Here is a 25229-nt window from a genome sequence, read left to right as displayed (position 1 = left end):
GCGACGCGGCGATCAGGTCGGCCCCGAGGGCGGGCGCCGGGGGATCGAGATGCCGCGCCCAACCGGCGCCGGCAGCGGGATCGCGCGATGGGCCTCCAGCACGCGGGCCAGATGCGCCTGCAGCGTCGCCGGCATGACCGCGACCTTCCGCTGGTTCATATCGATATAGAGGATCAGCCATTCTACAGTAGCGGCCAGATATCCCTCGTCCGCATGGTACATGGCCTGGACGAAAGAGCAGCGTCGGGGATCGGCATCGATCAGCTGGGTGGCGATCCGCAGCGGCGCGCCCTCGAACAGCTCGCGCTTGAAGCTCAGATGCAGCTCGGCGGCGAAGGTCGAGGCCTGCTGCGTCTTGATCATTCCATGTTCGAATCCGAAACGTTCATAGACCCGGTCGAACGCCAGGTCGAAGCAATGTAAGTAATAGGCGATGTTGAAGTGGCCATTACTGTCGATCCAGGCCGGCAGGACCTTCAGTCCTTCGACCAGAAAGGGAGATTCGATCGGGGGAAGCTCGTCGCGCATGGCGCGGCACCATAGCGAAAGAGCAAAGCCGGTCAAGCTGTTACCGCGCTGCTCTGAAACATTGGAAACATCGGCGCGATGCAATCGGATGCTGTGATCACGGGGCTGCGAAGCCCGGTGCCACATTGACAATGCCGATTGGGGCCGCCTAGGGTCGCGGCCAAGGCGGTCGTCCGGGAACCAGTGTCTCGGAACGGCCGCCGCAATCACTTTCGGGGAGGTCAATCTCTATGAAACGTCAACTTTTGGGAGCCGTCGCGGCGTTGGCGATGATCGCCAGCTTTACTGTCGCGGCCGAAGCAAAGACCCTGGTCTATTGCTCGGAAGGCAGCCCTGAGGGCTTCGGGCCGCAGCTCTATGATTCCGGCACCACGCTCGACGTGGTGCGCCCGGTCTTCAACCGCCTGATCGAGATCAAGTTCGGCACCACCGATCCGATGCCGGCGCTCGCCGAGAAGTACGAGGTTTCGGATGACGGCCTGGCCTACACCTTCCATCTGCGGCCGGGCGTCAAGTTCCAGACCACGAAGTTCTTCAAGCCGACCCGCGCGCTCAATGCCGACGACGTGGTGTTCAGCTTCAACCGCATGCTCGACAAGGCGAACCCCTATCACGACGTCAGTGGCGGCTCCTACGCCTACTTCGAGGGCATGGGCATGCCCGACACCATCAAGAGGGTCGAGAAGGTCGACGACATGACGGTGAAGATCACGCTCACCCATCCGGAGGCGCCGTTCATCTCCGAGATCGCGATGGAGTGGGCCTCGATCCTCTCCAAGGAATACGCCGACAAGCTCGCCGCGGAGAACAAGAAGGAACAGATCGACCAGTTGCCGGTCGGCACCGGGCCCTTCACCTTCGTCGATTACAAGAAGGACGCGGTGATCCGCTACAAGGCGAACCCCGACTACTGGCGCGGCAAGCAGAAGATCGACGACCTGGTGTTCGCCATCACCAAGGACCCGGCGGTCCGCAAGGCCAAGCTGATGGCCGGTGAATGCGATATCATGCCGTACCCGGCGGCCGCCGACGTCGAAGCGCTGAAGGCAGATTCGAAGCTCAACGTGATGGAGGCTCCGGGCCTCAACATCGCCTATCTCACCATGAACGCCACCATGAAGCCGTTCGACAACGTCGACGTCCGAAAGGCGATCAACATGGCGATCAACAAAGAGGCGATCATCAAGGCCGAGTATATGGGCGGCGCCGTGGCCGCGAAGAACCTGCTGCCGCCGACCATCTGGGGCTACAACGACAAGGTCGAGGCCTATCCCTACGATCCCGCCAAGGCCAAGCAGATGCTGGAAGCCGCCGGCGTGACGGATCTCACGACCGACCTCTGGTACCAGCCGGTCTCGCGCCCCTATAACCTCGACGGCAAGAAGATGGGCGAGCTGATGCAGGCCGATCTGGCCAAGGTCGGCATCAAGGTCAATCTCGTCACCTTCGACTGGGGCGAATACCTCAAGCGCCTGCACAACGGCGAGGCGCCGATGGCCCAGATCGGCTGGACCGGCGACATCGGCGATCCCGACAACTTCCTCTACCTGCACGGCTGCAACGGCACCGGCCAGGCGCCGGGTCAGAACAACGAGAAGTGGTGCAACAACGACTACGACGCCATGCTGAAGCAGGCCAAGGAGACCTCGGACCAGGCCAAGCGGACCGAGATCTACGACAAGGCCGAGCAGCTGCTGCATGACGAAGCACCGGTCGTGCCGATCGTGCACTCGGTGGTCTACATGCCGATGAACAAGAAGGTCCAGGGCTACGTCATGGATCCCTTGGGCTTCCACAACTTCGAAGGCGTCTCGTTGAATTAAGGACGCCGGTTCTCGGACCCAGCACCGGCGGGGGCGCCCCCCGCCGGTGCGACTTTTTTCCGGCGACCGCATCCCCCATGGTTGCTCGATGATCGATCGATGATCCGTTTCGTCACGCGGCGAGTGCTGCTGATCATCCCGACCTTCTTCGGGGCGGCGCTGTTGGCCTTCGCGCTGATCCATGCGATCCCCGGCGATCCGATCCAGATGCTGCTCGGCGAGAAGGTGATCGATCCCGCCCGGCATGCCGAGATGCTGCGTCAGATCGGCCTCGACCGCCCGCTCTATGTGCAGTTCCTCGACTACATCCGGCACGTGCTGCAGGGTGATTTCGGCAAGTCGATCGTCACCAAGAACCCGGTGCTCGAGGACTTCTTCGCGCTGTTCCCGGCAACCCTCGAGCTTGCGATCTGCGCCATGGTGTTCGCCGTCGTGATCGCGATCCCGGCCGGCGTGCTCGCCGCCGAGAAGCGCGGCTCGGTCTACGATCACGCGCTGATGGGCACCGCCTTGACCGGCTATTCGATGCCGATCTTCTGGTGGGGCCTGCTGCTGATCCTGCTGTTCTCGGTCCATCTCCACTGGACTCCGGTTTCCGGGCGGATCTCCCTCGACTACTATTTCGACGAGGGCACCAACTTCATGCTCTACGACTCGCTGATGTCGGACCAGAGCGGTGCCTTCATCTCGGCGGTCAGCCATCTGATCCTGCCCTCGATCGTGCTCGGCACGATCCCGCTCGCGGTCATCGCGCGGATGACCCGCTCGTCGATGCTGGAGGTGCTGGGCGAGGACTATGTCCGCACCGCGCGCGCCAAGGGCTTGAGCCGGTTTCGCGTGGTCGGCATCCACGCACTCCGCAATGCGCTCATTCCCGTCGTCACCGTGATCGGCCTCCAGGTCGGCACCCTGATGGGCGGCGCGATCCTGACCGAGAACATCTTCTCCTGGCCGGGGGTCGGCTCCTGGCTGGTGAATTCGATCTATCAGCGCGACTATCCGGCGGTGCAGGGCGGCGTGCTGCTGATCGCCGGCTTCGTCATCCTGGTCAACCTCTCGGTCGACCTGATTTACGGCCTCTTGAACCCGCGCATCCGGGGGCGCCAATGACCGAGACAGTCGCTCCCGTCGTCGAGACCCCCGCCAGCGAAGTCGAGCTCCTGACCCCGCGCCGAGAAGTCTGGCTGTCGCTTCGCGCCAACAAGGGCGCGATGGTGGCGCTCGGCGTCATCGTGCTCTTGATCCTGTTCGCGATCTTCGCGCACTGGATCGCGCCCAACAACCCGATCGCCCAGGACGTGGACCGCAGCCTGCTGCCGCCGTTCTGGGAACAAGGCGGGCTCTGGCAGTTTCCCTTGGGGACCGACGGGCTCGGTCGCTGCGTGCTCTCCCGCATCATCTACGGCGCGCAGTATTCGCTGCTGATCGGCTGCATCGTCGTCACGCTCTCGCTCACGGTCGGCGTGCTGCTCGGCCTCGTCGCGGGTTTCTACCGCGGCACCGCCGATACGATGATCATGCGCCTCATGGACATCATCCTGGCGTTGCCCAGCCTGCTCTTGGCGATCGTCATCGTCGTGCTGCTGGGCGCCGGCCTCGGCAACGCCATGATCGCCGTTGCCGTCACCAACATCCCGCATTATGCGCGCCTCACCCGCGCCGCGGTCCTGACCGAATTGACCAAGGACTATGTCGTCGCCTCGCGGGTCGCCGGCGCCGGCACGCTCCGCCTCATGTTCAAGACCGTGCTGCCGAACTGCCTGGCGCCGTTGATCGTGCAATCGACCCTCGGCATCTCCTCGGCCATCCTGGACGCCGCGGCGCTCGGCTTCCTCGGCTTGGGCGCCCAGCCGCCGACCCCGGAATGGGGCACCATGCTGGCCGATGCACGGCAATACATCGAGCGCGCCTATTGGGCGGTCACCTTCCCGGGCCTCGCGATCCTGATCACGGTGCTGGCCTTCAACCTGCTGGGTGACGGCCTCAGGGACGCCCTCGACCCCAAGCTCAAGCGCTGAGGATCGGGACCGCCGCCATGCCGCTCCTCGAGATGCGCAACCTCGTCGTCGAGTTCCAGACCCATCGCGGCCCGTTCCGCGCGGTCGACGGGATCGACATCACCATCGACGAGCGCGAAGTGCTGGGCATCGTCGGCGAATCCGGCTCCGGCAAGAGCGTCTCCATGCTGGCGCTGATGGGATTGATCAGTTGGCCCGGCAAGGTGATGGCCGACCGCCTCGACTTCGCCGGCCGCAGCCTCCTGGCGATCTCGGCGGCGGAGCGCCGGCGCATCGTCGGCAAGGATATCGCCATGGTGTTCCAGGAGCCGGGCACGAGCCTCAATCCCTGCTTCACCGTCGGCTTCCAGATCATGGAGACGCTGAAGGTCCATGAGGGCGGGACGCGCCATGAGCGCCAGCGCCGCACGATCGAGCTCTTGGGCCAGGTCGGCATCCCGGCGCCGGAGACGCGGATCGGGGCCTTTCCGCATCAGCTTTCGGGCGGCATGAACCAGCGGGTGATGATCGCCATGGCGATCGCCTGCAATCCGCGCCTCTTGATCGCCGACGAGCCAACCACCGCGCTCGACGTCACGATCCAGGCGCAGATCCTGGAGCTCTTGGTCGAGCTCCAGCGCCAGCGCGGCATGGCGCTCGTGCTCATCACCCACGATATGGGCGTGGTCGCCGAAACGGCGCAGCGCGTGATGGTGATGTATGCCGGCCAACAGGTGGAAGAGCAGACGGTCGATGGGCTGTTCCGGCGTCCGCACCATCCCTACACGGCCGCGCTGCTGGATGCCTTGCCGGAGCGCAGCGCCGCCAAGACACGCCTCGCGACCATCCCCGGCGTCGTTCCCGGCATCTACGACCGGCCGCAGGGTTGCCTGTTTCATCCGCGCTGCCGCTATGTGCAGGAGCGCTGCATTCGCGAGGTGCCGCAGTTCGACGGCACGATCGCCATGGGACGAAAGCGCTGCCATTTCCCGCTCAACATGGGTGGCGCGCGATGACCACCCCGGCGAGAGTCGCCTCGGCGCCGGCGCTGGTGGAGGCGCAGGACCTCGCCCGCGACTATATCGTCGGCGGCGGCATGTTCCACAGCGGGCACATCCTTCGTGCCGTCGCCGGCGCGAGCTTCACTGTCGCGGCCGGACGCACCTTGGCCGTGGTCGGCGAATCCGGCTGCGGAAAATCGACCCTTGCCCGCATGGTGACCATGATCGAGCGGCCGACATCGGGCCGGCTCCTGATCGATGGCAGCCCGGTCGAGAAGGCCGACGCCGAGACCTTGAAGCGCCTGCGGCCCGTCGTGCAGATGGTGTTCCAGAACCCCTACGCCTCCCTCAACCCGCGCAAACAGGTGGGAGCAATCCTGGAAGAGCCCCTGGTCATCAACACCAGCCTCGACGCCAAGGCGCGGCGCAAGGCAGCCCAGGAGATGATGGCGAAGGTGGGTCTGCGGCCGGAATTCTATCAGCGCTATCCGCACATGTTCTCGGGCGGGCAGCGCCAGCGCATCGCCATCGCGCGTGCGCTCATGTTGCGTCCGAGGCTGGTCGTCGCGGACGAACCGGTCTCGGCGCTGGACGTCTCGATCCGGGCCCAGGTGCTGAACCTGCTGATGGATCTCCAGGCCGAGTTCAACCTGGCCTATCTCTTCATCTCGCACGACCTGGGCGTGGTGAAGCATATCGCCGACGAGCTGATGGTGATGTATCTCGGCCGCCCCGTGGAGCAGGGTCCCCGCGACGTGATTTTCGCCCATCCGCGCCACCCCTATACCAGCGCGCTCCTGGCCAGCACGCCGGCGGTCGATCCCGCGCATCGCCGCTTGCGCACGGCGATCAAGGGCGAGCTGCCGTCGCCCCTCAACCCGCCGCCCGGCTGCGCCTTCCATCGCCGTTGCCCGCTGGCGAGGGAGCGCTGCGCCCGCGAACGCCCCGACTCCCGGCTGGTCGATGGCCGCCTGGTCGCCTGCCACTACGCCGAATCGGTCGGCGAAACGCCGGCGACGGCGAGGCCGCCGGCTTGACCTGGCAGCCCTTCCGGCTGTGGCCGGAGAAGGGCCACGGCCCGTTCCGGCTATCCTGCGACAGGCATTGCGACTTTTGCGCCACAGTCGGTCCCGGCAGCGGCCTCGGGAGCGCCTAGCCGTCTGATACGCCTTGGAATAAGATGGTTAATGAGGATAGATGGCGTGCTCCGGATCCGGGAGGAGCGACCGTCGGTTCGAGGGTGGGGCCTCGTGACGGCCGTTCATACAGGGTTGGTTAACGGTCAGATGCCACCCTCGCTAGGGGGATCACCGTGAACTCTGTCGCGGGAACATCAGGCGAAGGGGGCGGTTTTGCCCCGGCGCCCGGCGGTTTCGTCCGACCTTGAGCGTCACGAGGTTCCGCGACGGGTATGGGCGCGGTATTTGGGGATCGGCGTTCGATGCGGTGCGGTGGATTGAAGGCTATCGTGGCGGCGGCGGGGTTTGCGCTGCTCGCTTTGACCAATGGCTGCGCGACGGTCCCGACGGACCCGGACGAAAAAGCCGCCTATGACGAGCGCAACGATCCGCTCGAGCCGATGAACCGCTATTTCTTCGATCTCAACAACGCCATGGACGAGTTGATCCTGAAGCCGTTCGCGGGCTGGTACTACATCCTGCTGCCGAACTTCGCCCAGGACGGCGTGCGCAATGCGCTGAACAATCTGCGCACCCCCGTGATCCTCGGCAACGACCTGCTCCAGGGCGATCTCGACCGCGCCGGCATCACCGTGGCGCGCTTCTTCATCAACAGCACCCTGGGCATCGCGGGATTGTTCGACGTGGCCAGCGAGTTCGGCCTGATCTATCACGACGAGGATTTCGGCCAGACGCTGGCCGTGTGGGGGACCGGCGAGGGCCCCTATCTCGTGCTGCCGATCCTGGGGCCGTCAAATCCGCGTGATGCGACTGGCCGCGGGGTTGATATGGCGATGGATCCGCTTACCTGGATCCTGCCGATGTACGATCTGAGCTATCTGGGTTTCGTTCGGGCCGGATTGGATGCCGTCGATCTGCGCGCCCGCAACTTGAAGACGCTGGACGAGATCAAGCAGGGTGCCATCGATTACTACGCCACCATTCGCAGCCTCTACCGTCAGCATCGCGACGACGAGATTCGCAACGGCGCGCCGCCGCCCGATTCCGTTTCGGTCCTCGACTACATCACCGACCCCCAGACGTCCGAGGCGCCCTGATCCCATGATCGCCCGCCGCGCCCTTCTCATCGGGGCCACGGCCCTGTCCGCCGTCGCCCTTACCGGGCCTCTCGTCCGCAGCGCTTCCGCCGCGGCCGATCCGGCCGAATTCATCCGCCAGCTCGGCGACGAGGCCCTGGCGCAGCTGGTGGGCAGCGACATCACCAAGGCCGAGCGGGCCGAGCGCTTCCGCAAGCTGCTGGTCGCCAATTTCGACGTGCCGGCCATCGGCAAGACCGTGCTCGGACGCTATTGGAAGACGGCGACGCCCGAGGAGCAGCAGGATTATCAGAAGCTGTTCGAGGATTTCCTGGTCGGCAACTACGCCCAGCGCTTCGGCCAGTATGCCGGCGAGAAGTTCACCACCGCGGGCGTGCGCGACGAAGGCGAGGGCTTGCACACCGTCATGACCCTGATCGCCCGGCCCAACGGCCAGACCGCCCGCCTCGACTGGCTGATGCGCGACGACGGCGACAGCTACAAGATCCTCGATCTCAAGATCGAAGGAATCAGCATGTCGGAGACGCACCGCTCCGAATTCGCTTCGGTGATCCAGAACAATGGCGGCAAGGTCGCCAGCCTGATCGACGCGCTGCGCAAGAAGACCGCGCAGATGAACGCGGGGTGAGTCAGACAAGTTTCTTTCCTCTCCACCCGCGCAGCGGGGGGAGAGGGTCAGGGTGAGGGGGCGAGAAGCACCCTCATCCAGCTCCGGCTAAGTCTCGGCTTCGCCTCGACTAAGCCTGCGCAACCTTCTCCCTCACGATGTGAGGGAGAAGAAAGAAGAACCTTCCCTACCCCCGCGTCAGCGGCTTGAAATGGAGGCGGTGGGGTTGGTCGGCTTCGGCGCCGAGGCGCTTGTGGCGGTCGACCTCGTAGTCGGCGTAGTTCCCCTCGAACCAGACGACCTGGCTCTCGCCCTCGAAGGCCAGCATGTGGGTCGCGATGCGGTCGAGGAACCAGCGGTCGTGGCTGATGATCACGGCGCAGCCCGCGAAATCCAGCAGCGCCTCCTCGAGGGCCCGCAGCGTATCGACGTCGAGATCGTTGCTGGGCTCGTCGAGCAGCAGCAGGTTGGCGCCCGACTTCAGCATCTTGGCGAGATGCACCCGGTTGCGCTCGCCGCCCGAGAGCTGGCCCACCTTCTTCTGCTGGTCGGCCCCCTTGAAGTTGAAGTTCGAGACATAGCCGCGGCTGGGAACCTTGCGCCCGCCGAGATCGAGTTCGTCCGAGCCGCCGGAAATCTCCTCCCACACGCTCCTGTTGGCGCCGAGCGTGTCGCGCGACTGGTCGACATAGCCGAGCTTCACGGTGGGTCCGATCCGCAATGTGCCGCCATCGGGCGTCTCCTGCCCGACGATCATGCGGAAGAGCGTGGTCTTGCCGGCGCCGTTCGGTCCGATCACGCCGACGATTCCGCCCGGCGGCAGCTTGAAGCTCAAATTCTCGATGAGAAGCCGGTCGCCGAAGCCCTTCTTCAGGTCGGTGGCTTCGATCACCAGATCGCCCAGGCGCGGCCCCGGCGGAATGGTCAGCGTGCCGGCCTCGGCCGCCTGCTTGGCGCTGTTGGCGACCAGGCTTTCATAGGCCGTGATGCGCGCCTTGCTCTTGGCCTGGCGCGCGCGCGGGCTCTGCTTGATCCATTCCAGCTCGCGCTCCAGCGTGCGCTGCCGGTTGGTCTCCTGTTTCTCCTCGAGCTCGAGGCGCTTGGCCTTCTGCTCCAGCCAGGAGGTGTAGTTGCCTTCCCACGGAATGCCCTTGCCGCGATCGAGCTCGAGGATCCAGCCCGCGACATTGTCGAGGAAGTAGCGGTCGTGGGTCACGGCCACGACGGTGCCCGCATAGTCGTGCAGGAAGCGCTCGAGCCAGGCGACGGATTCGGCGTCGAGATGGTTGGTGGGCTCGTCCAGCAGCAGCATGTCGGGCTTCTGCAGCAGGAGCCGGCAGAGCGCCACGCGGCGGCGCTCGCCGCCGGAGAGCTTGTCGACCGCGGCGTCCCCGGGCGGGCAGCGCAGCGCGTCCATCGCGATCTCGATGGTCCGGTCGAGATCCCATCCGTTGACGTTGTCGATCTTCTCCTGGAGCTCGCCCTGCTCCGCGATCAGCTTATCCATCTCGTCGGCCGAGATGTCCTCGCCCAGCTTCATGCTGACGGCCTCGAATCGATCGACCAGCTTCTTGATCGGCGCCAGGCCTTCCATCACATTGCCGGCCACGTCCTTGGTGGGATCGAGCTGCGGCTCCTGCGGCAGGAAGCCGACCGAGGCGCCCTCGGCCACCCAGGCCTCGCCGGCGAAATCCTTCTCGATGCCGGCCATGATCTTCAGCAGGGTCGATTTGCCCGAGCCGTTCAATCCCAGCACGCCGATCTTGGCGCCGGGCAGGAAGCTCAACCAGATGTCCTCGAGCACCTTGCGGCTGCCCGGATAGACCTTGGTCAGGCCTTTCATCACATAGATGTATTGGTAGGCGGCCATCGGCCCTACGCTCCTCGGTTCATACCCTGGTCGGGAACCCGGAGGGCGCAGCCCGTCGATATCGGCGCCCGGCCCGGGAAAGGCGGTCTTCTTAACGCAAAGCCGGCCTTCCCGCAAAGCGGCCTTTGGGCAGGGCTGCCATCCCCAGATCTGCGGTACGGAGTTCGAGAAAGACGGTACCTGCCTTGCCTTCCATCCCAGTATCTCAGCGGATTTCGGCTAGAAAGCCGATTCGACCAGAGCAATCCCGACCATCCGGAGTCTTATGGGCACGCAGAGCGGTGTCCTGGCTCTTTCGCTGGAATCTCCTTGAGCACAGGGGACATTGGTAGACATAGGTGGGTCCGGAAGCCTGCCGCTTCGAGGTAGCGGATCTGTAGGGCGATTGTGTGGGAGAGCGCCTCGTCATTCCTCCAAAGCCTCTGCTGGAGGTCGCCCTCGAAGCGGGTTGTGCCATTGGGGGGATTTCCTGCTTGCCGCTTGGCGTGAGTTCCACCGCATACCTTGGAACGAAAACGCGCCCGGTCGCGCGCGCGCCGCGTATACGATCCGTCCGATAGCTTCTGTGATCATTCCTGCTAATGTCGAAGCCGTGCAGCACGATATCGCCGGCCTTCGTCCTGCGAAGCGAATAAGCTTCAATTTCCCGCGTCGTGCGTTCGCCGCTTTCCTTTACATAGTCGATCTCGGCTGTGAGTCGATTTGCGGCTGCAAATCGGACGATCTCCAATGCGGATGCCACCATGCCGGGACCAGAGAGAGCACCAAGTGGCTGCCGTAAAGTTTCTTCTCCGATAGCGAGCGGATAGGCTTGCGGCATGGCCGGACGGAAACCGCCAGCCAGCCATGCAAAGAATTCTGGTAGAGCGTTCCAAAACGACTCAAGCGGCGGCAAAGCAGGCAACTGGTGTGCCAGCATCGTCTGCCAGTCCCCAGCCAATTCCTCACGGAAAGCCCTGATTGTATCCAGAGTTGGCAACTGGATGCCTTTGTAGTCGCACTTTCGTTTCAGCACATCAAGAATGGCACCTGGCTGCGGCTGAAGATCGTCATGCCGGAAAAGGTTGATCACGTCATAGAGATCGCGCGGCCGGGCGCGCTCACCAAGCGCTCTCACCTTCTCGCCGAAGACTTCGTCAAAGGCGTAGCAACGGGCCGTAATCCCGGCCTCGGGCTCGTCGGAGAAGGTATGAACGACGGGCCGCTCGACCGGCGGCAACGCCAGAAGTTCGTCTGTCGTGAGATCAAGTTTGATGCGGGGAAGGTCACCGCCTCGGGGCGCAATAGGGCCACGATAATATACCCGTCCCTCGGCCGCCAATCGGCCCCGCTTATTGCGGAACACGTCAAACCGCAAACGTTCGGCGGGTATCTCGATGCCGACTTCTTCGTATATCCAGGCCGAAATGTCAGCGAACGCTTTGGTCAGGAATACCTGGTCGAGCAGGGCCTCGCTGGTGATCGTGAAGTCGAGATCCTCCGAGAAGCGGTATGTTTCGAAATAGCACTTCTTGAGGCATGTCCCGCCCTTAAAGACCCAATGTTCGCCAAGGTCGGCGTTGGCGCGAATGCCGGCCAGGAGCCAGCCGAGCACATAATCCTTTTCGACCACCTGCGGCTGCAAACCGAGGTTTTCGGCAAGCAGCATGAGTTCGCGGCGATCGATCATGATGGCCGCTCCTTTGCTGAGAGTCGCACCGCGGCCCAGGTTTTCGGAATCCAGAGCCGCCACGCCCTAACGAGACGTGGGCATTCAAGCCCTGGATCGAGCTTCGCGTTACCTTGCGTCAACCGCTCGCGGCAAGCTTCTATGAGTGCTCTATGGTTCGGAATCGTTTCTGCGAGGAAACCCATGCGCTTGAAGACCGCGCCGTTGCCGAGCTTCTCGGCATACTGGATGAGCGTTTCCGGGCTCGCCTCCTTGAGCTGGAAGTAAGCTGCGAAGCAATCGGCAACATGGCGGATACCACCGCCGACTGCTGGATCTGCGAGCATGTCGATGATCGTGCGGTGGGCATCCGAAACCTGCACCTTGACCTGCCCACGCCAGATATTGCGCGTGCCAAAAAGTGCGTTCGGTTGAATGTGCCGCAAGAGGAATGTGATGCCGTGAACATTGCGCCGGCGCGTGCGGATATTCTTAGTAGTGAATACGATGATGGCGCGGAAGAGCTGTTCAGTTAAATCCCAATGCTCGGCCGCGGTCCAACCACCCACGTAGGCAGGGTTGAACAATGGCGGCACAAGTATCCATGGGTCCTCCAGCACTTGCCCGGTGGCTCGGGCATCAAGTGGTATTGCCGTGTAGAGGCCGTGCCCGACGCGCTGCAACCACTGCTGCGCGTACCAGCGCGCCAATGTCTTGGCTGCGCTTTTTCGATCCATCGAGAGCGTCGCCATTACGTCTTCGACGCGGATCAGCCGGTCGGCGCCACTCAGGACGGCGGCGAGGCGTCCATGAGAGCGGGTCAGAGAAGGCCGAGGCGTCTTACGGTATATTTTAGTAGCCATAATTCCCTATATTAGGGAATTTTAGCACTAAAAGTATACCAGTTTCTCCCTCCTCGCTTTGAAATCGGTATACTGTGACCTCTAGAATTCTCTAATTCGTTGAACTTTAGCACTCACAATATATCTCCAAATAAACCTACTATTATCAATAGCTTGAAAAACTCCCGATAGCCCATGGAGTGAGCTTGTCGCACCGAACTCAACGCCTCGTCCGGCTCACCCCACGAGCGCGTTCTTGACGATCACATCGACCATGGCGATGAGCTTCAGGGCCCGTTTCAGGCTCGACCGCTGAAACCGCGTCAGGCGCCGCACCTCGACCAGCGCCGCGGGCTCGCGGCCGCCTTCGAGATCGACGATCTGCTGCTCGAGGATGGCCCGCATGATCAATTCCTCGGCCTCCTGCAGACCGGCCAGGTCGCTGGCGTTGATCAGCCCCGCCGTGGCCGCGCCCGCCAGCCGCGCCGAGGTCGAGGTCGCGGCGACACCGGCCTTGAGCGCCAGGATGCGGGCGCCCGAGGTAAGCGGGAGGAGACCGCCGCGTTTGAGATCGACGCGACCCTGGCTCATGCGGAACCCGCCGAACAGGGTGAGGGCCGAAACCCGCGTGTCGAGCGTGGCGCTGAGGCGGGCCAGCAGGGCCCGGTCCTGGGCCACCGCCATCGCATCCCGCCGCAGCGCTTCGGCCAGGCGGCGGTCGCCATGGACCGGCTGGAAGTCATAGAAGATATCGACCGACAGGAGCGCGCCGGGATCGGCCTGGCGGGCCCATTCCGCCACCTGCCCCTGCCAGCCCTTGAGGCTGTGCCGGCAGGCGGATTCGGAGGCCATCACCTTGCCCCGGCAATAGGGAATGCCGGCCGCGTCGAGCAGATCGGAGGCGCGCCGGCCGAGCTCGGCGAACCAGCCATCGTCCTCGATTTCGCGGCCCGCATGGACCAGCGCATTGTCCTGGTCCGCCGCCAGCAGGCTCTCGCCGCGCCCGCCCGATCCCAGGATCAGATAACACCAGGAAGCCGGCGCCGGGCCGCGGCCCTCGGCCACCATGTTCTCCGCGGCCAGCTCGGCGGCGCGCGCGCTGATATCGCGCAGGACCGCGCTCAGCACGGCGGCGACGTCGAGCACCGACAGCTTCTCCTGCAGCAGCGACCGGGCGAGCGCCGGCAACCGCGCCCGGATCCGGGCCATCTCCGCGCCGCTCCTGGCGTCGGCGATCTCGTCGCCCAGCATCAGCGCCTGATTGGCACGTTCCTTCAACAGCGCGCCGGCGCTGATCACGCCCACCAGCTCGCCGGTGACGGGATCGCTGACCGCGAGCTGGCGGATGCCGCGCCGGCCCATGCGGGCGAGCGCCGTATAGAGAAAGGCATCGGCCGGAACGCTGGCGACCGGATGCGCCATCAGACTCGCGAGCGGCCGATCGAGCGCGGCGCCGCCGTCCCTGGCGATCGCCCGGACCACGTCATACTCGGTCACGATGCCGACCAGGCGCTTCTCGCCGTCGACCACCAGCACCGAGCTCACGCGCCGGTCGCTGATCAATTGCGCGGCCTGGGACAACAGCGCCTCGGGCGCGGCCGTGACCGGCGGGCTCGACATCGCCTCGCCCACCCGATGACGGTAGGGATAGACGTCGACCCGTTCGATCAGATCGCGTTCCACTGTCTGCCGCTCCTACCAGCCCGCCGCCCGCTGCCGGCGCACCACTTCCTTCGGTCGCAAGGCGAATCCGATCGCCGCCGAGAGCGTCACGATCCCGGCGCCGGTCAACATCGGCACGAGCCGGCGAAAGATCTCGGCGGTCATCAGCGCGTCGCCCAGGGCCGTGTGCCGGCCCCGCACCTCGACGCCGAGATCGGCCGCGATCGTCTCGAGATCGAGCTTGGTCGCGCGGGGCCGGAGTGCGGCATAGAGATTGAGCGTGTCCAGCGTCACGGGCCGCACCCATTCCCGGCCCGCCAGCTTCATCTCGCGATCGATCATGGCCATGTCGAAGCCGATATTGTGCCCGACCACCACCATGTCCCGGCAGGCGGCCGCGAGGCGGTCGGCGATATCGGCAAAGCTGGGCGCGCCGGCCACCATCGCGTCGGTGATGCCATGGATCGCGGTCGAACGCGGCGGTATCGGCATCCCCGGATCGCAGAGGAGGTCGAAGACGTGGGTCGGGTAGACGCGCAAGCCCTGCATGCGCACGCCGCCCGCCGACACGATGCGGTCCTTGCTGACATCGAGCCCGGTCGTCTCGGTATCGAACACCAGGATCGGCAGCTCGGTCAGAACCATCTCGTGATGGACGGATCGGCCGGCCGGCGGCCGATCATGCAGCGCCAGATCATGTTCGAGATGACGCCGGAAGGCCGCCTGCCCCGGCGCGAAACGCAGGAGCGCGCCCATCTCCTCGCCCAGGTCGGTCACTGTCGCCGCGATCGGTGTGCCGCCGACACTCGGCAGTTCCACCTCCAGGGGCGCCGCCGCAGAGGCGGCCTCATCCAGGGTGCGGGCGAAGCTGCGCCGCTCGAACAGCTCGAACACGCTCAAGCCCGGCGCCACCCGTTCGCCGAACAGGCTTTTGGCCGCGGCATTGACCAGGCTGATCTGCCCTTGCGGGGTCACCACCAGGATCGCCTGATCGAGGGCCCCCAGAACGGCGCCCAGCCGGCGGTCGCGGGATTCGCGCCGGGCGATCTCATGGCCGCCCAGTTCGGCGATGGCCAATTCCAGCCGGTCCAGAGCGCCGGGGCGCCCCTTGCGCGGCGGCGGCATGGGCACACCCTGGTCGCCCAGCAGCAGGACGGTCGCACGCAGCCGCTCGAGATGGGTGAAATGGGCGGCGATTTGCCGCCAGGCCATCCCCAGTCCGCCGAGACCCAGCAGAACGCCGGCGGCAAGGAGAACACCGGTCCCCCCGCCCCAGGAGGCCGGTCCGGACCTCAATGCGGCCAGGACGACCAGCAGCAGCCCCAGCCCCGCCGCTGCCAAGAACAGCCCGAGCCTGCCCTTCCTGTCGATCATGCTGCGGATCCGTCCCCCCGCGCTTCCGCCCCCGGCATGGGCCGGGCTCCCGGCAATGATTGGGCCTTATCGCCGAAGCTTGGAATGCCGAATCGCCGGGCCATCATCACGTTGGTCAGGCATCCAATAAAGCGGGCGAAGAAATGCTGTTAAGACCAAAGGGTTGGATGACATGGCCGGTCGGATAGCCCATGCTTGACATCAAGTGTTGTTAACCGCCTTGACCATAACATTGGTCGGCCTGAGGGTGGGGGACAGGGCAGGCCCAAAATGCCGACAGCGCAGCAGAAGACGGTTCTCGTCGTCGACGACAATGCGGATTTCGCGGAGTTCGTGAAGAGCGCCGCCGAGATGCTCCATCTCAATGCCGTGATGCTGACGGATTCCAATCGCTTCCAGGACGTCTTCGAGGAGCTTTCCCCCGACATCCTGGTGCTCGACATGGTGATGCCGGGGATCGAGGGGACGGAGATCGTCGACTGGCTGGCCGAGCGCAAGGCCGACGTCAAAGTCATCATCGTCAGCGGCTTCAACCCGCTCTACTCGAAGATCGCCCGCACGCTCGCGGAGGCCAAGGGCCTCGGCACGGTGATGACCCTGCGCAAGCCGGTGCGGCTGGCGGAGATGCTGGCAGCATTGGGCGACGCGCGCTGAAACCGGCGCGGAAGAAAGACCGACACCCGATCTCGCTTGCCGGCACCGGTAGAAACCGGTGCAGTTTTTCCTGCGACCCGCTCTACGGCGTTCGCGCGGCCAGGGCCGCCGCAATCTGTTTCTTCGCCGCCGAGACCTCGCCCGGGAAGGTCGAGGCCGCACTGGATTTGGGATAGCCCTCGATCACCACCGTCTGCAGCCGGTCGAGCCGGTCCGACAGATCGAGCCCGGCCCCCGACGCCATCTTCACCGCGGCCTCGCGCACCGTCGACAACAGGCTGGCGCGGTAATGGTCGATATATTGGTCGCCGTCGGGGTTTCCCACCTTGGCCTCCTCGGCCAGCTCGCTCGTCAGGCGATCGATCGCCCGCGCCACCGGTTCCGAGAGGCGGTTCGAAGGCTGGAACGGCACGCGGCCGACGAGGGACAGGGCCTCCTGCACCCAGAGCGAGTTGCCGCTGGCCAGCGCCTCGGTCAGATCGGTTTCGAGCGTGGGCCGAGCCGCGATGCGCGTCAGCGCCCTCTCGCGGATGTCGTCGGGAATATTGTAGTAGCCGACATAGATGTCCCAGGTGAAGAGCGGGTCGGTGTCGGTGAGGGCCGCGAAGTTTCGCCGCGTCTCCTGGACTGCCTCGTCTTCGCGCGCCTGTTCGGCCGCGGCGTCGGCCGCCGCCTGCCGGTTCCAGCGCACCATCTCCTGGATGGTCACGAAGCCCGCCAGCGCGCCGAAAATCGCGATTCCGGCGAAGAGCCCATAGCGGCCGGCCGCGGCGGCGCGAAGCTCGAGCGGCGCGTTGACGACCCAGGCCGCATAGAGGATCAGGATCGCCGGCATGCCGATCGCGACCCAGCGGGCCGCGACCACCACGCCATGGCTCCAGCGCTGGTCCGAGCCGGTCGTCTCCATGGTGATGCTGATCGAGGCGAAACAGAGCAGGCCGATCGCGATGAAGCCCGCAATCACGATGACGAATCGCAGGCCGCGTCCGTCGACCGGGATCCAATCGAATCCGCCGGCCGCGACGCAGCCGATCAGGGCGACCGCCAGACCGACGGTGTAGAGAAAGGCCGCGAAGACAATGGCAAGGGCAGCCCCCATCTGCGCGTCGCCGCCCGCGGGCTTGTCCGACAGGACCGCGAGATAGAGGAAGAGGCCGGCGCCGAAGGCCGCCACGAGGATCGGAAGATTGAGGAGATAGCGCAAAGGAAGCGGGACCTGACTTGCGAAGGAAGGAATTTCCGTCGAATAATTCGCCGGCGGCACCGGCTCTCGTTCGATCGAAAGAGATTCTCGATCCGCCGCCGCCCGACGAATCAACCATGGATTCCATTCTTAACATGAAGAAGTTCCTGGGCCTGTGCGTTCTCGCATCGGCCGCAATCCTGGCCGGCCCGAGCCTGGCCCAATCCCTCACCGGCTGCCTTCCCATCACCATGAACGATGTCGCGCCGCTCGATCCGCCGGCGTTCTCGACCTTTCCGGCGCCGGTCGCTTCGATCGCCAAACCGGCGGCGCCGGACCTCGCCAGCAATCCGGAGGCCAAGGAATTCAAGACGGCGCTGCGTGAGGGGGCCAAGGACGGACCGAACTTCGCCGGCCATTTCACCATCGTCGGCTGGGGCTGCGGCGGTGCCTGCCTCGATTTCGGCATCCTCGACGCCAGGAACGGGCACGTCTATTTTCCGCCCGAGCTGCGGGCCATCAGCGTGATGAATGTCGGGACCGCGTCCGACGAGACGGCGCCGGATTACGATGCGCTGCGCTTCCGGCCCGACAGCGACCTCATCGCCGTGCTGGGCGCACCCAACGAGGACGAAAGCAAGGAAGGCATCGCCTATTATCGTTGGGACGGGAAGAAACTGATCGCGGTCAAGGCCTATCCCAGCAGCAAGACGAAGTGTGAGTAGCGGGATGCCTTGAATCGAGGTGAAGGATAAAAATCGCGCGATGGCGCAACCGCCCTATCGTCATCCCCGCGAAAGCGGGGACCCAACTCTCAACCGACGTCGCTGGATCGACGTGGGTCCCCGCTTTCGCGGGGATGACGATATGAGTTAACCGGCGCTCCTTCATCTCCCCGGCCTTCGGCGGGGTGACGATAGGGCGTTAGAGGGCGGTGACCTCTACCTGATGTCTCTCCGCCCCCTTTCCCCTCAGAGCTTCTCGGTCAGCAGCGCGCGGATCTCATTGTCGCTGAAGGCGCCATCGAGGCCCTGCGCCCAGGCGCACTGCATCTCGAGCACGCCGCCGGCGAAGCTCAGCTTCTTGGCGGACTTGTCGGCCACGTTCTTCAGCTTGATCGTCTTCAGCCCGTCGCGCACCGCTTCCTTGCCCATGTCGTCCTGGCAGATCATGCGCAGCGCCATGTTGAGGCGGTGGCAGGAGACATTGTCCATGAAGTTGAGAGCTTCCGCGCTGTCCTGAACGCTGGGCCAATCGACCTCGTAGGGAATGGCCTTGCCGCAGATCTCTTCGATTTCCTTGGACCGCCCCGGAAGGGTGACGTCCTGAAGCTCCTTCACCTTCCGCTTTTCGTTCAAACCCATCTCAAACCTCCTGAGGGGCGTGGGGGAACCCCTCGCCCGGTGTTGGACATCCAGCATCGGACATCGTGATGTCGGGTCTATGTCGACTCGCCCCGTCATCGGTTGCAATTGTTTCAACGGGCCCGTCGTTCCAGGCAAGGCGAAAAACCGAAACCGCGACAGAGCAGGCAAAAAACCTATCCACTCTGGCAGGATCGGCGGAATTTCCTCCCAGAGCCGCCCCTCGCCGGCCCCTCAGGCGCCTAATTTTCGCCCCAGACCGCCCCGATGCTTTATGAATGCGCCAGTTGCGAACCGGGCCGGAGCAACCGAGGATCGAGGCGGCGATGGCGGGGATCCCACGATCGGGACCTCGCGGCGCCGGCGGGGAACACGGCCGGGCTTCCGGGCCGAGGGGGATAGGAGTGGCGACGCTTTATACATTGAAGCCGCGCTTCCAGGCACTGCTGCGCCCGATGGTTGGGCGGATGGCGGCCGGCGGCATCACCGCCAACCAGGTGACATTGGCGGCCTGCCTCGGCTCGATCCTGGTCGGGCTGCTGCTGATCGTCTGGGGGCCGGGCCATCCCGTTCTCTTTTTGCTGATCCCCGTCTGGCTGCTCCTGCGCATGGCGCTCAATGCCGTGGACGGCATGCTGGCGCGCGAGTTCGGGCAGAAGAGCCAGCTGGGCGCCTATCTCAACGAGATCACCGATGTCGTCTCCGACGCGCTGCTCTATGCGCCTTTCGCGCTTGTGGCGCCCTTCGGCGCGCTCGAGGTCGGGCTGGTGATTCTTCTGGCTGCCGTCTCGGAAATGGCCGGCCTGCAGGGCCTCACGCTGGGTGCCTCGCGCCGCTATGACGGACCGTTCGGCAAGAGCGACCGGGCGCTGGCCTTCGGCGCGCTGGGTCTATGGATCGGCGTCGGGGGCCCCCGGCCCGACTGGCTACATTGGGTCATGCCGTTGATGGCGCTGGCGCTCGCGGTCACGATCGTCAATCGGGTTCGCGCCGGGCTCGCCGAAGCGCGCGGCAAGACACCCGCCTGATCCGGAGCCGTCTCTTGCCCTCCGCTCATTCCTTCGGAAAATACTGGAGCCGCCATGCGCCCCGTCGAAGAACATAAATTCCTGACTCATGACGGGGTCGAGCTGTTCTATCGGTACTGGCCGGCGGCGGGCGCCCCGCGCGGCGCCGTGGTGCTTTTTCACCGCGGCCATGAACATTCCGGCCGCGTCGCGCATCTGCCGGACGAGCTCGACCTGCCGGACTTCGCCTTCTTCGCCTGGGATGCGCGCGGTCATGGCCGTTCGCCCGGCGAGCGCGGCTTCAGCCCCAGCCTCGGCTCCTCGGTGCGCGACGTTCAGACTTTCATCGACCATGTCGCGACCGGGCATGGCATCGCGATCGAGGACATGGCGGTGATCGCGCAGAGCGTCGGCGCGGTGCTGGCCGCCACCTGGGCCCATGATTACGCGCCGAAGATCCGCGCCCTGGTGTTGGCCTCGCCCGCCTTCAAGGTGAAGCTCTATGTGCCCTTCGCGCGGCCAGGCCTCGGCCTCATGCGCAAGCTGCGCGGTCATTTCTACGTCCAGTCCTACGTCAAGGCGAAGTTCCTGAGCCACGATCCGGAACGCATCGCCTCGTTCGATTCCGATCCGCTGATCACGCGCGCCATCTCGGTCGACATCCTGCTGCAGCTCTACCGCACGGCCGAGCGGATCGTTGCCGACGCGCGCGCCATCACCATCCCGACGCAGCTCCTGATCTCCGGCGCGGACTGGGTGGTCCATCACGGGCCGCAGCACCGCTTCTATGAGAGGCTCGGCACGCCGATCAAGGAACGCCACATCCTGCCGGGCTTCTATCACGACACGCTGGGCGAGAAGGATCGCAAGCTCGCGATCGACAAGGCGCGCACCTTCATCCTGGCCCGCTTCGCCGCGCCCTTGAACCGCCCCTCCCTGCTGGACGCCGACAAATTCGGCTATACCCGCGACGAATCCGACGCGCTGGCCTCGCCGCTGCCGCCCCTGTCGCCGCGCGGCCTCTACTGGGCTGGCATGCGCAACAATCTGAAGCTTGGCGGGCTCATTTCCGACGGCATCGCGCTCGGCCACAAGACCGGGTTCGATTCTGGCTCGACCCTCGACTATGTCTATCGCAACAAGCCCACTGGCCTCGGGCCGATCGGGCGCGCCGCAGACAAATCTTATCTCGACTCGCCCGGTTGGCGCGGCATCCGCCAGCGCAAGATCCATGTCGAGGAGCTGATCCGGATCGCCATGGCGCGGCTCCAGGCGGCGGGATCGCCGATCCGGATGATGGACATCGCCGCCGGCCATGGGCGCTATGTGCTGGAATCGCTCGATGGCAGCCCGATCAAGCCGAACTCGATCCTGCTGCGCGACTACAGCGACATCAATGTCGCCGCCGGCCGCGCCCTCATCGAGCAGAAGGGCCTGGGCGCCATCGCCCGGTTCGAGCAGGCCGACGCCTTCGACCGCGCCAGCCTCGCCGCCGTGACGCCCCGTCCGACCCTCGCGGTGGTGTCGGGTCTCTATGAGCTCTTCGCCGACAACGACATGATCCGCCGCTCGCTGGCAGGCGTGGCCGACGCCGTCGATGCCGGCGGCTATCTGGTCTATACCGGCCAGCCCTGGCATCCGCAGCTCGAGCTGATCGCGCGGGCGCTGACCAGCCATCGCCAGGGCCAGGCCTGGATCATGCGCCGGCGCACGCAGGCCGAGATGGACCAGCTCGTCGCCCATGCCGGCTTCCGCAAGCTGGAGCAGCGGATCGACGAAGACGGCATCTTCACCGTCTCGCTGGCGCAGCGGATCGCCGGATGACGTTGGATCGATCCGACGCGGCAGGCGCGACGGAAGCCGGAGCGGCGGAACCACGTCCCTGGCGCCGCGCGATCCTTTGGCTCGCCTTCCTCGGACCCTTCTTCTTCGCCAGCTACGGGCTCGCCAATTATCTGGCGACGCAGCGCAGCGACGTCGGTTCCGTGGTGTTCGGCTGGGAACATCGGATCCCGTTCGTCCCCTGGACCATCATTCCCTATTGGTCGATCGACCTGCTCTATGCGATCTCGGTCTTCATCTGCGCCAGCCGCGCCGAGCTCGACACCCATGCGCGCCGGCTGCTGACCTGTCAGATCGGCGCCGTGGCCTGCTTCATCCTCTTCCCGCTGCGTTTCACCTTCGGCCGGCCCGACATGACCGGCATGCCGGGATTCATGTTCGACGCGCTCACCAGCTTCGACAAACCCTTCAACCAGGCGCCCTCGCTGCATATCGCCCTGCTGGTCGTGCTGTGGGTGGTCTATGCGCGCCACGTCCCGCGCTGGCTGGTCTGGCCGCTCCATCTCTGGATGGCGCTGATCGGCATATCCGTTCTGACCACCTATCAGCATCATTTCTTCGACCTGCCCACCGGTGCCGCGCTGGGCTTCTTCGCGCTTTGGCTCTGGCCCGACAGCGTGCCCAGCCCGCTGACGAACGTCAGGCTGGCGCGTGATCCGCTGCGCCTCGTGCTGGCGTTCTATTATGCCCTGGGCGCCGCCCTCGCGGCCGGCGCGGCGTTCGCCATCGACGGCTGGGGATGGTGGTTGTTCTGGCTGTCCTTCGCCCTGACCCTGGTGGCCGCCAACTACGCGCTGTTCGGGCCCGAAGGTTTCGGAAAGGCGACCGACGGGCGCATGAGCCTCGGCGCCGTCATCCTGCTGCTGCCTTATCTCCTGCCCGCCGCGCTCAATGGCTGGCTCTGGCGCCGCGGCCAGGGCCCCGCCGTCGAGATCCGCGACGGCGTTCATATCAGCGGCCTGCCGCGCCGGGCCGAGGCCGCCCGTTTCGCCACGGTGATCGATCTTTGCGCCGAGCTGCCGGCCACGGCCGCGCGAGCGCAATGCCGGGCTCTGCCGATGCTGGATCTGGTGGCACCCGAGCCCGACCGCCTGCGCGAGGCCGCGCGGTTGATCGAGGAGGCGCGCCCGCGCGGGCCCGTCCTCGTCTGCTGTGCCCTGGGCTTCTCGCGCAGTGCGGCGGCCATCGCGACCTGGCTGGCGATTCATCATCGCGATAGTGGAGAAGATGCAATCGAGGAAATCCGGCGCGCCTGGCCTCATGTCAGGCTTAAGATGGCGGCGCGTGCCGCCATCGATGAAGCCGCCCCGAGGAAGTCGTCATGATGACCCCGCCGGGCCGGGTCACCCCGCCCAGCAACCCCGCCCTGATGATCGCGACCGCGGCCTTCCTGGAACAGGGCCGGATCCTCGACCGGCTGTCGCGGCTCCTGACCGCCGCGGCCCTGATCCTGCTCCCCTTGCTCGCGCTCCTCGCACCCCAGATGCGTTCGGAAACCTGGAACGTGGTGGCCGGTGCCCTGGGCCTGGCCATCGCGCTGGGCCTGGCCGAGCTCTATTTCGCCTTCCGGGTCGGCTTCGACGCGGCGCTGTTTCGCGAGCTCGCCGCCGGCAGCGCGCTGACCGGCCTCGACCAGCTCGATGCCAGCCTGATCTGGCTGGGCTTGCGTCCCAAGACGGCCGGCTCGCGCCCGCTCGACGACCGCATCGGCGGCGCGCGCAAGCTGCTGCGCCGCCAGGCCCTCTGCCTCGGCTTGCAGCTGGCGACGATGGTCGTGGCGGCGGGCATTCTCGCGCTACAATGACAAGGCCCGCACAGGGCCTGATCGTATCAAGCCGAAACGGCTTGATACGTGAATCAGCCTCTGGTCATTTGAATCGGAGCCAGGTCGGAACGGCTTATTGAAGCCGGTCCGATCTGGCTCCGGCCGGGTTCGAGGGGAGACCACGCTTTGATCGACAATATCGTCGCGGTGGCGGCCACCACCGCGGCTCACCTGATCACGGGGGTCAGGGGCGATTGGTTGGGCTGCGTGCCGGAAGCGCGCCCCCGCATCTATTTCGCCAATCACTCGAGTCATGGCGATTTCATCCTGATCCGCACCGCCCTGCCGCCGGAGCTGCGCAAGACCACGCGGCCCGTGGCGGCGGCCGACTATTGGCTGAAGAGCCCGGCTCGCCGCTATATCGCGGTCAATGCCTTCAATTCCGTGCTGATCGATCGCAATGTCGTCACCCGGACCGTCGATCCGGTCGAGCCCATGACGAAAGCGCTCGACGAGGGCTCCTCGCTGATCCTGTTCCCCGAGGGCACGCGCAACACCGGCCCTTCGCTGCTGCTGCCTTTCAAGCGCGGCATCTACTACCTGGCCCAGCGCCGGCCGGATGTGGAGCTGGTGCCGGTCTGGATCGACAATCTCAACCGGGTCATGCCCAAGGGCGAGTTCGTGCCGGTGCCCCTCCTCTGCACCGTGACCTTCGGTGCGCCGATCCATCTCGAGGAAGGCGAACGCAAGCCCGATTTCTGCACCCGCAGCCGGGCGGCCCTGCTGGCCCTGGCGCCGGAGCCCGACGAAGAGACCAAGGCCGCGAAGGAAGCCGCCCGATGAGCCCCATGGCAAAATGGCTCTGGCTGGTCGCCGGCATCCTCGTCGTGCTGGTGACGGCGTCGCTGGTGGGGTATCTCCTCGCGCGCCGCCAGCAGGACCAGCCCAGCGCCACGATCGCGAACCTGAACAGCCGCATCAAGGCCTGGTGGGTGATGGTGGTGCTGATCGCCATCGCCTTCGCGCTCGGCAAGACGGGCGTACTGGTGCTCTTCGCCTTCTGTTCCTTCACCGCCTTGCGCGAGTTCATCACGCTCACACCGACGCGCCGCGGCGACCATATCGCGCTCGCCACCGCCTTCTTCATCGTGCTGCCGGCGCAATATCTGCTGATCGGTGATAATCAGTACGGGATCTATTCGATCTTCATCCCGGTCTATGTGTTTCTGGGGATGCCGATCATCGCCGCCTTGCGCGGCGACACCACCCTGTTCATCTCGCGCATTGCCGAGGTGCAGTGGGGCCTGATGGTGTCGGTCTTCTGCGTCTCCCACGCGCCGGCCCTGCTCACGCTCCATATCCCCGGCTATGAGGGCCAGAACGCGATGCTGATCGTGTTCCTGATCATGGTCGTGCAGGCGAGCGACGTGCTGCAATATGTCTGGGGCAAGCTGATCGGCCGGAACAAGATCGCGCCCCGCCTGTCGCCCTCCAAGACCATCGAAGGTTTTGTTGGCGGGGTCGCCAGCGCCACGGCGCTCGGCGCCGCCCTCTGGTGGATCACGCCCTTCGCCTGGTGGCAGGCGGGTCTGATGGCCCTGGTCGTCAATCTGATGGGCTTTTGCGGCGGGCTCGTCATGTCGGCCATCAAGCGCGACCGCGGGGTCAAGGACTGGGGCCAGATGATCGAGGGCCATGGCGGCATGCTCGACCGGCTCGACTCGGTGATCTTCGCCGCGCCCGTCTTCTTCCACCTGACCCGGTTCTGGTGGGCGGTGTAGACTCCGGCGGATATCTCGGCATCGGCGCCTCCGACCCTGAAGGCG

Annotated in this window: 23 protein-coding genes; 15 read left to right on the top strand and 8 right to left on the bottom strand. The window is 65.3% G+C overall.

Annotated features, from left to right (window positions below; translation table 11 throughout):
* Positions 1-12: 12 nt before the first annotated feature.
* Complete coding sequence (locus FRZ44_RS05540) at positions 13-528, bottom strand: thioesterase family protein (RefSeq protein ID WP_191908432.1); 516 nt, start codon at positions 526-528, stop codon at positions 13-15.
* 230 nt (positions 529-758) lie between these two features.
* On the opposite strand from FRZ44_RS05540, the gene FRZ44_RS05535 reads away from it, so the two are divergent.
* The 7 genes from FRZ44_RS05535 (at position 759) to FRZ44_RS05505 (ending at position 8213) form a co-directional block, all read left to right on the top strand.
* Positions 759-2351, top strand: coding sequence for an ABC transporter substrate-binding protein (locus tag FRZ44_RS05535; protein ID WP_151176239.1), 1593 nt, complete (start codon positions 759-761; stop codon positions 2349-2351).
* Between the two features lie 99 nt (positions 2352-2450).
* Positions 2451-3461 carry an ABC transporter permease subunit gene (locus FRZ44_RS05530; protein ID WP_151176238.1) on the top strand — a complete coding sequence of 337 codons (1011 nt, stop codon included), beginning with the start codon at positions 2451-2453 and terminating at the stop codon, positions 3459-3461.
* On the top strand, positions 3458-4369 hold the full coding sequence (locus FRZ44_RS05525) for an ABC transporter permease subunit (RefSeq protein WP_151176237.1): 912 nt from the start codon (positions 3458-3460) through the stop codon (positions 4367-4369). Before FRZ44_RS05530 ends, FRZ44_RS05525 begins: the two co-directional genes overlap by 4 nt.
* A gap of 17 nt (positions 4370-4386) precedes the next feature.
* A complete protein-coding gene (locus FRZ44_RS05520; RefSeq protein WP_151176236.1) occupies positions 4387-5364 on the top strand; it encodes an ABC transporter ATP-binding protein in 978 nt (325 codons plus the stop codon).
* On the top strand, positions 5361-6386 hold the full coding sequence (locus FRZ44_RS05515; protein ID WP_151176235.1) for a dipeptide ABC transporter ATP-binding protein: 1026 nt from the start codon (positions 5361-5363) through the stop codon (positions 6384-6386). The genes FRZ44_RS05520 and FRZ44_RS05515 overlap by 4 nt, the downstream gene beginning before the upstream one ends.
* A 419-nt stretch (positions 6387-6805) precedes the next feature.
* Complete coding sequence (locus FRZ44_RS05510) at positions 6806-7585, top strand: MlaA family lipoprotein (protein ID WP_225308558.1); 780 nt, start codon at positions 6806-6808, stop codon at positions 7583-7585.
* Positions 7586-7589: 4 nt separating this feature from the next.
* Positions 7590-8213 (top strand): MlaC/ttg2D family ABC transporter substrate-binding protein, encoded by a 624-nt coding sequence (locus FRZ44_RS05505; RefSeq protein ID WP_151176233.1) that lies wholly within the window; start codon positions 7590-7592, stop codon positions 8211-8213.
* Positions 8214-8379: 166 nt separating this feature from the next.
* Here the strand turns inward: FRZ44_RS05505 and ettA are convergent, their stop codons facing one another.
* The 5 genes from ettA to FRZ44_RS05480 form a co-directional block, all read right to left on the bottom strand.
* Positions 8380-10062: an energy-dependent translational throttle protein EttA gene (gene ettA, locus FRZ44_RS05500; protein WP_151176232.1), complete on the bottom strand. Its 1683-nt coding sequence runs from the start codon at positions 10060-10062 to the stop codon at positions 8380-8382.
* Between the two features lie 205 nt (positions 10063-10267).
* A complete protein-coding gene (locus FRZ44_RS05495) occupies positions 10268-11731 on the bottom strand; it encodes a nucleotidyl transferase AbiEii/AbiGii toxin family protein (protein WP_151176231.1) in 1464 nt (487 codons plus the stop codon).
* Positions 11728-12462, bottom strand: coding sequence for a type IV toxin-antitoxin system AbiEi family antitoxin domain-containing protein (locus FRZ44_RS05490; protein WP_225308557.1), 735 nt, complete (start codon positions 12460-12462; stop codon positions 11728-11730). Before FRZ44_RS05490 ends, FRZ44_RS05495 begins: the two co-directional genes overlap by 4 nt.
* Before the next feature lie 327 nt (positions 12463-12789).
* Positions 12790-14235, bottom strand: a complete 1446-nt coding sequence (locus FRZ44_RS05485; RefSeq protein ID WP_151176230.1) for a DUF294 nucleotidyltransferase-like domain-containing protein — start codon at positions 14233-14235, stop codon at positions 12790-12792.
* A gap of 12 nt (positions 14236-14247) precedes the next feature.
* Positions 14248-15588: an exonuclease domain-containing protein gene (locus FRZ44_RS05480; protein ID WP_151176229.1), complete on the bottom strand. Its 1341-nt coding sequence runs from the start codon at positions 15586-15588 to the stop codon at positions 14248-14250.
* A 270-nt stretch (positions 15589-15858) separates the two neighbouring features.
* Between FRZ44_RS05480 and FRZ44_RS05475 the strand changes: the two genes are divergently transcribed.
* Complete coding sequence (locus FRZ44_RS05475) at positions 15859-16242, top strand: response regulator (protein ID WP_151176228.1); 384 nt, start codon at positions 15859-15861, stop codon at positions 16240-16242.
* A gap of 82 nt (positions 16243-16324) precedes the next feature.
* Here the strand turns inward: FRZ44_RS05475 and FRZ44_RS05470 are convergent, their stop codons facing one another.
* Positions 16325-17446: a hypothetical protein gene (locus FRZ44_RS05470; protein ID WP_151176227.1), complete on the bottom strand. Its 1122-nt coding sequence runs from the start codon at positions 17444-17446 to the stop codon at positions 16325-16327.
* A gap of 116 nt (positions 17447-17562) precedes the next feature.
* Here FRZ44_RS05470 and FRZ44_RS05465 point away from each other — a divergent pair, with 116 nt between their 5' ends.
* The gene (locus tag FRZ44_RS05465; protein ID WP_151176226.1) at positions 17563-18150 is read left to right on the top strand and encodes a hypothetical protein; all 588 of its coding nucleotides are present in this window, start codon (positions 17563-17565) and stop codon (positions 18148-18150) included.
* 246 nt (positions 18151-18396) lie between these two features.
* Here the strand turns inward: FRZ44_RS05465 and FRZ44_RS05460 are convergent, their stop codons facing one another.
* Complete coding sequence (locus FRZ44_RS05460) at positions 18397-18789, bottom strand: hypothetical protein (protein WP_151176225.1); 393 nt, start codon at positions 18787-18789, stop codon at positions 18397-18399.
* A 404-nt stretch (positions 18790-19193) separates the two neighbouring features.
* Between FRZ44_RS05460 and FRZ44_RS05455 the strand changes: the two genes are divergently transcribed.
* The 6 genes from FRZ44_RS05455 to FRZ44_RS05430 all read left to right on the top strand — a co-directional run bounded on the left by FRZ44_RS05455 (position 19194) and on the right by FRZ44_RS05430 (position 25184).
* Entirely contained in the window at positions 19194-19817 is a 624-nt protein-coding gene (locus FRZ44_RS05455) for a CDP-alcohol phosphatidyltransferase family protein (protein WP_225308556.1), read from the top strand.
* Positions 19818-19871: 54 nt separating this feature from the next.
* Entirely contained in the window at positions 19872-21620 is a 1749-nt protein-coding gene (locus FRZ44_RS05450) for a bifunctional alpha/beta hydrolase/class I SAM-dependent methyltransferase (RefSeq protein ID WP_151176223.1), read from the top strand.
* Positions 21617-22963, top strand: coding sequence for a phosphatase PAP2/dual specificity phosphatase family protein (locus tag FRZ44_RS05445; protein ID WP_151176222.1), 1347 nt, complete (start codon positions 21617-21619; stop codon positions 22961-22963). Before FRZ44_RS05450 ends, FRZ44_RS05445 begins: the two co-directional genes overlap by 4 nt.
* Complete coding sequence (locus tag FRZ44_RS05440; protein WP_151176221.1) at positions 22960-23442, top strand: hypothetical protein; 483 nt, start codon at positions 22960-22962, stop codon at positions 23440-23442. Before FRZ44_RS05445 ends, FRZ44_RS05440 begins: the two co-directional genes overlap by 4 nt.
* A gap of 147 nt (positions 23443-23589) precedes the next feature.
* Positions 23590-24246, top strand: coding sequence for a lysophospholipid acyltransferase family protein (locus FRZ44_RS05435; protein ID WP_151176220.1), 657 nt, complete (start codon positions 23590-23592; stop codon positions 24244-24246).
* On the top strand, positions 24243-25184 hold the full coding sequence (locus FRZ44_RS05430) for a phosphatidate cytidylyltransferase (protein ID WP_151176219.1): 942 nt from the start codon (positions 24243-24245) through the stop codon (positions 25182-25184). The genes FRZ44_RS05435 and FRZ44_RS05430 overlap by 4 nt, the downstream gene beginning before the upstream one ends.
* Positions 25185-25229 lie beyond the last annotated feature (45 nt).

The sequence above is a fragment of the Hypericibacter terrae genome (assembly GCF_008728855.1).
Taxonomy (GTDB): Bacteria; Pseudomonadota; Alphaproteobacteria; order Dongiales; family Dongiaceae; genus Hypericibacter; species Hypericibacter terrae.
Note: the sequence above shows the minus strand (reverse complement) of the source record. Positions and strands in the feature narration are given on the sequence as shown.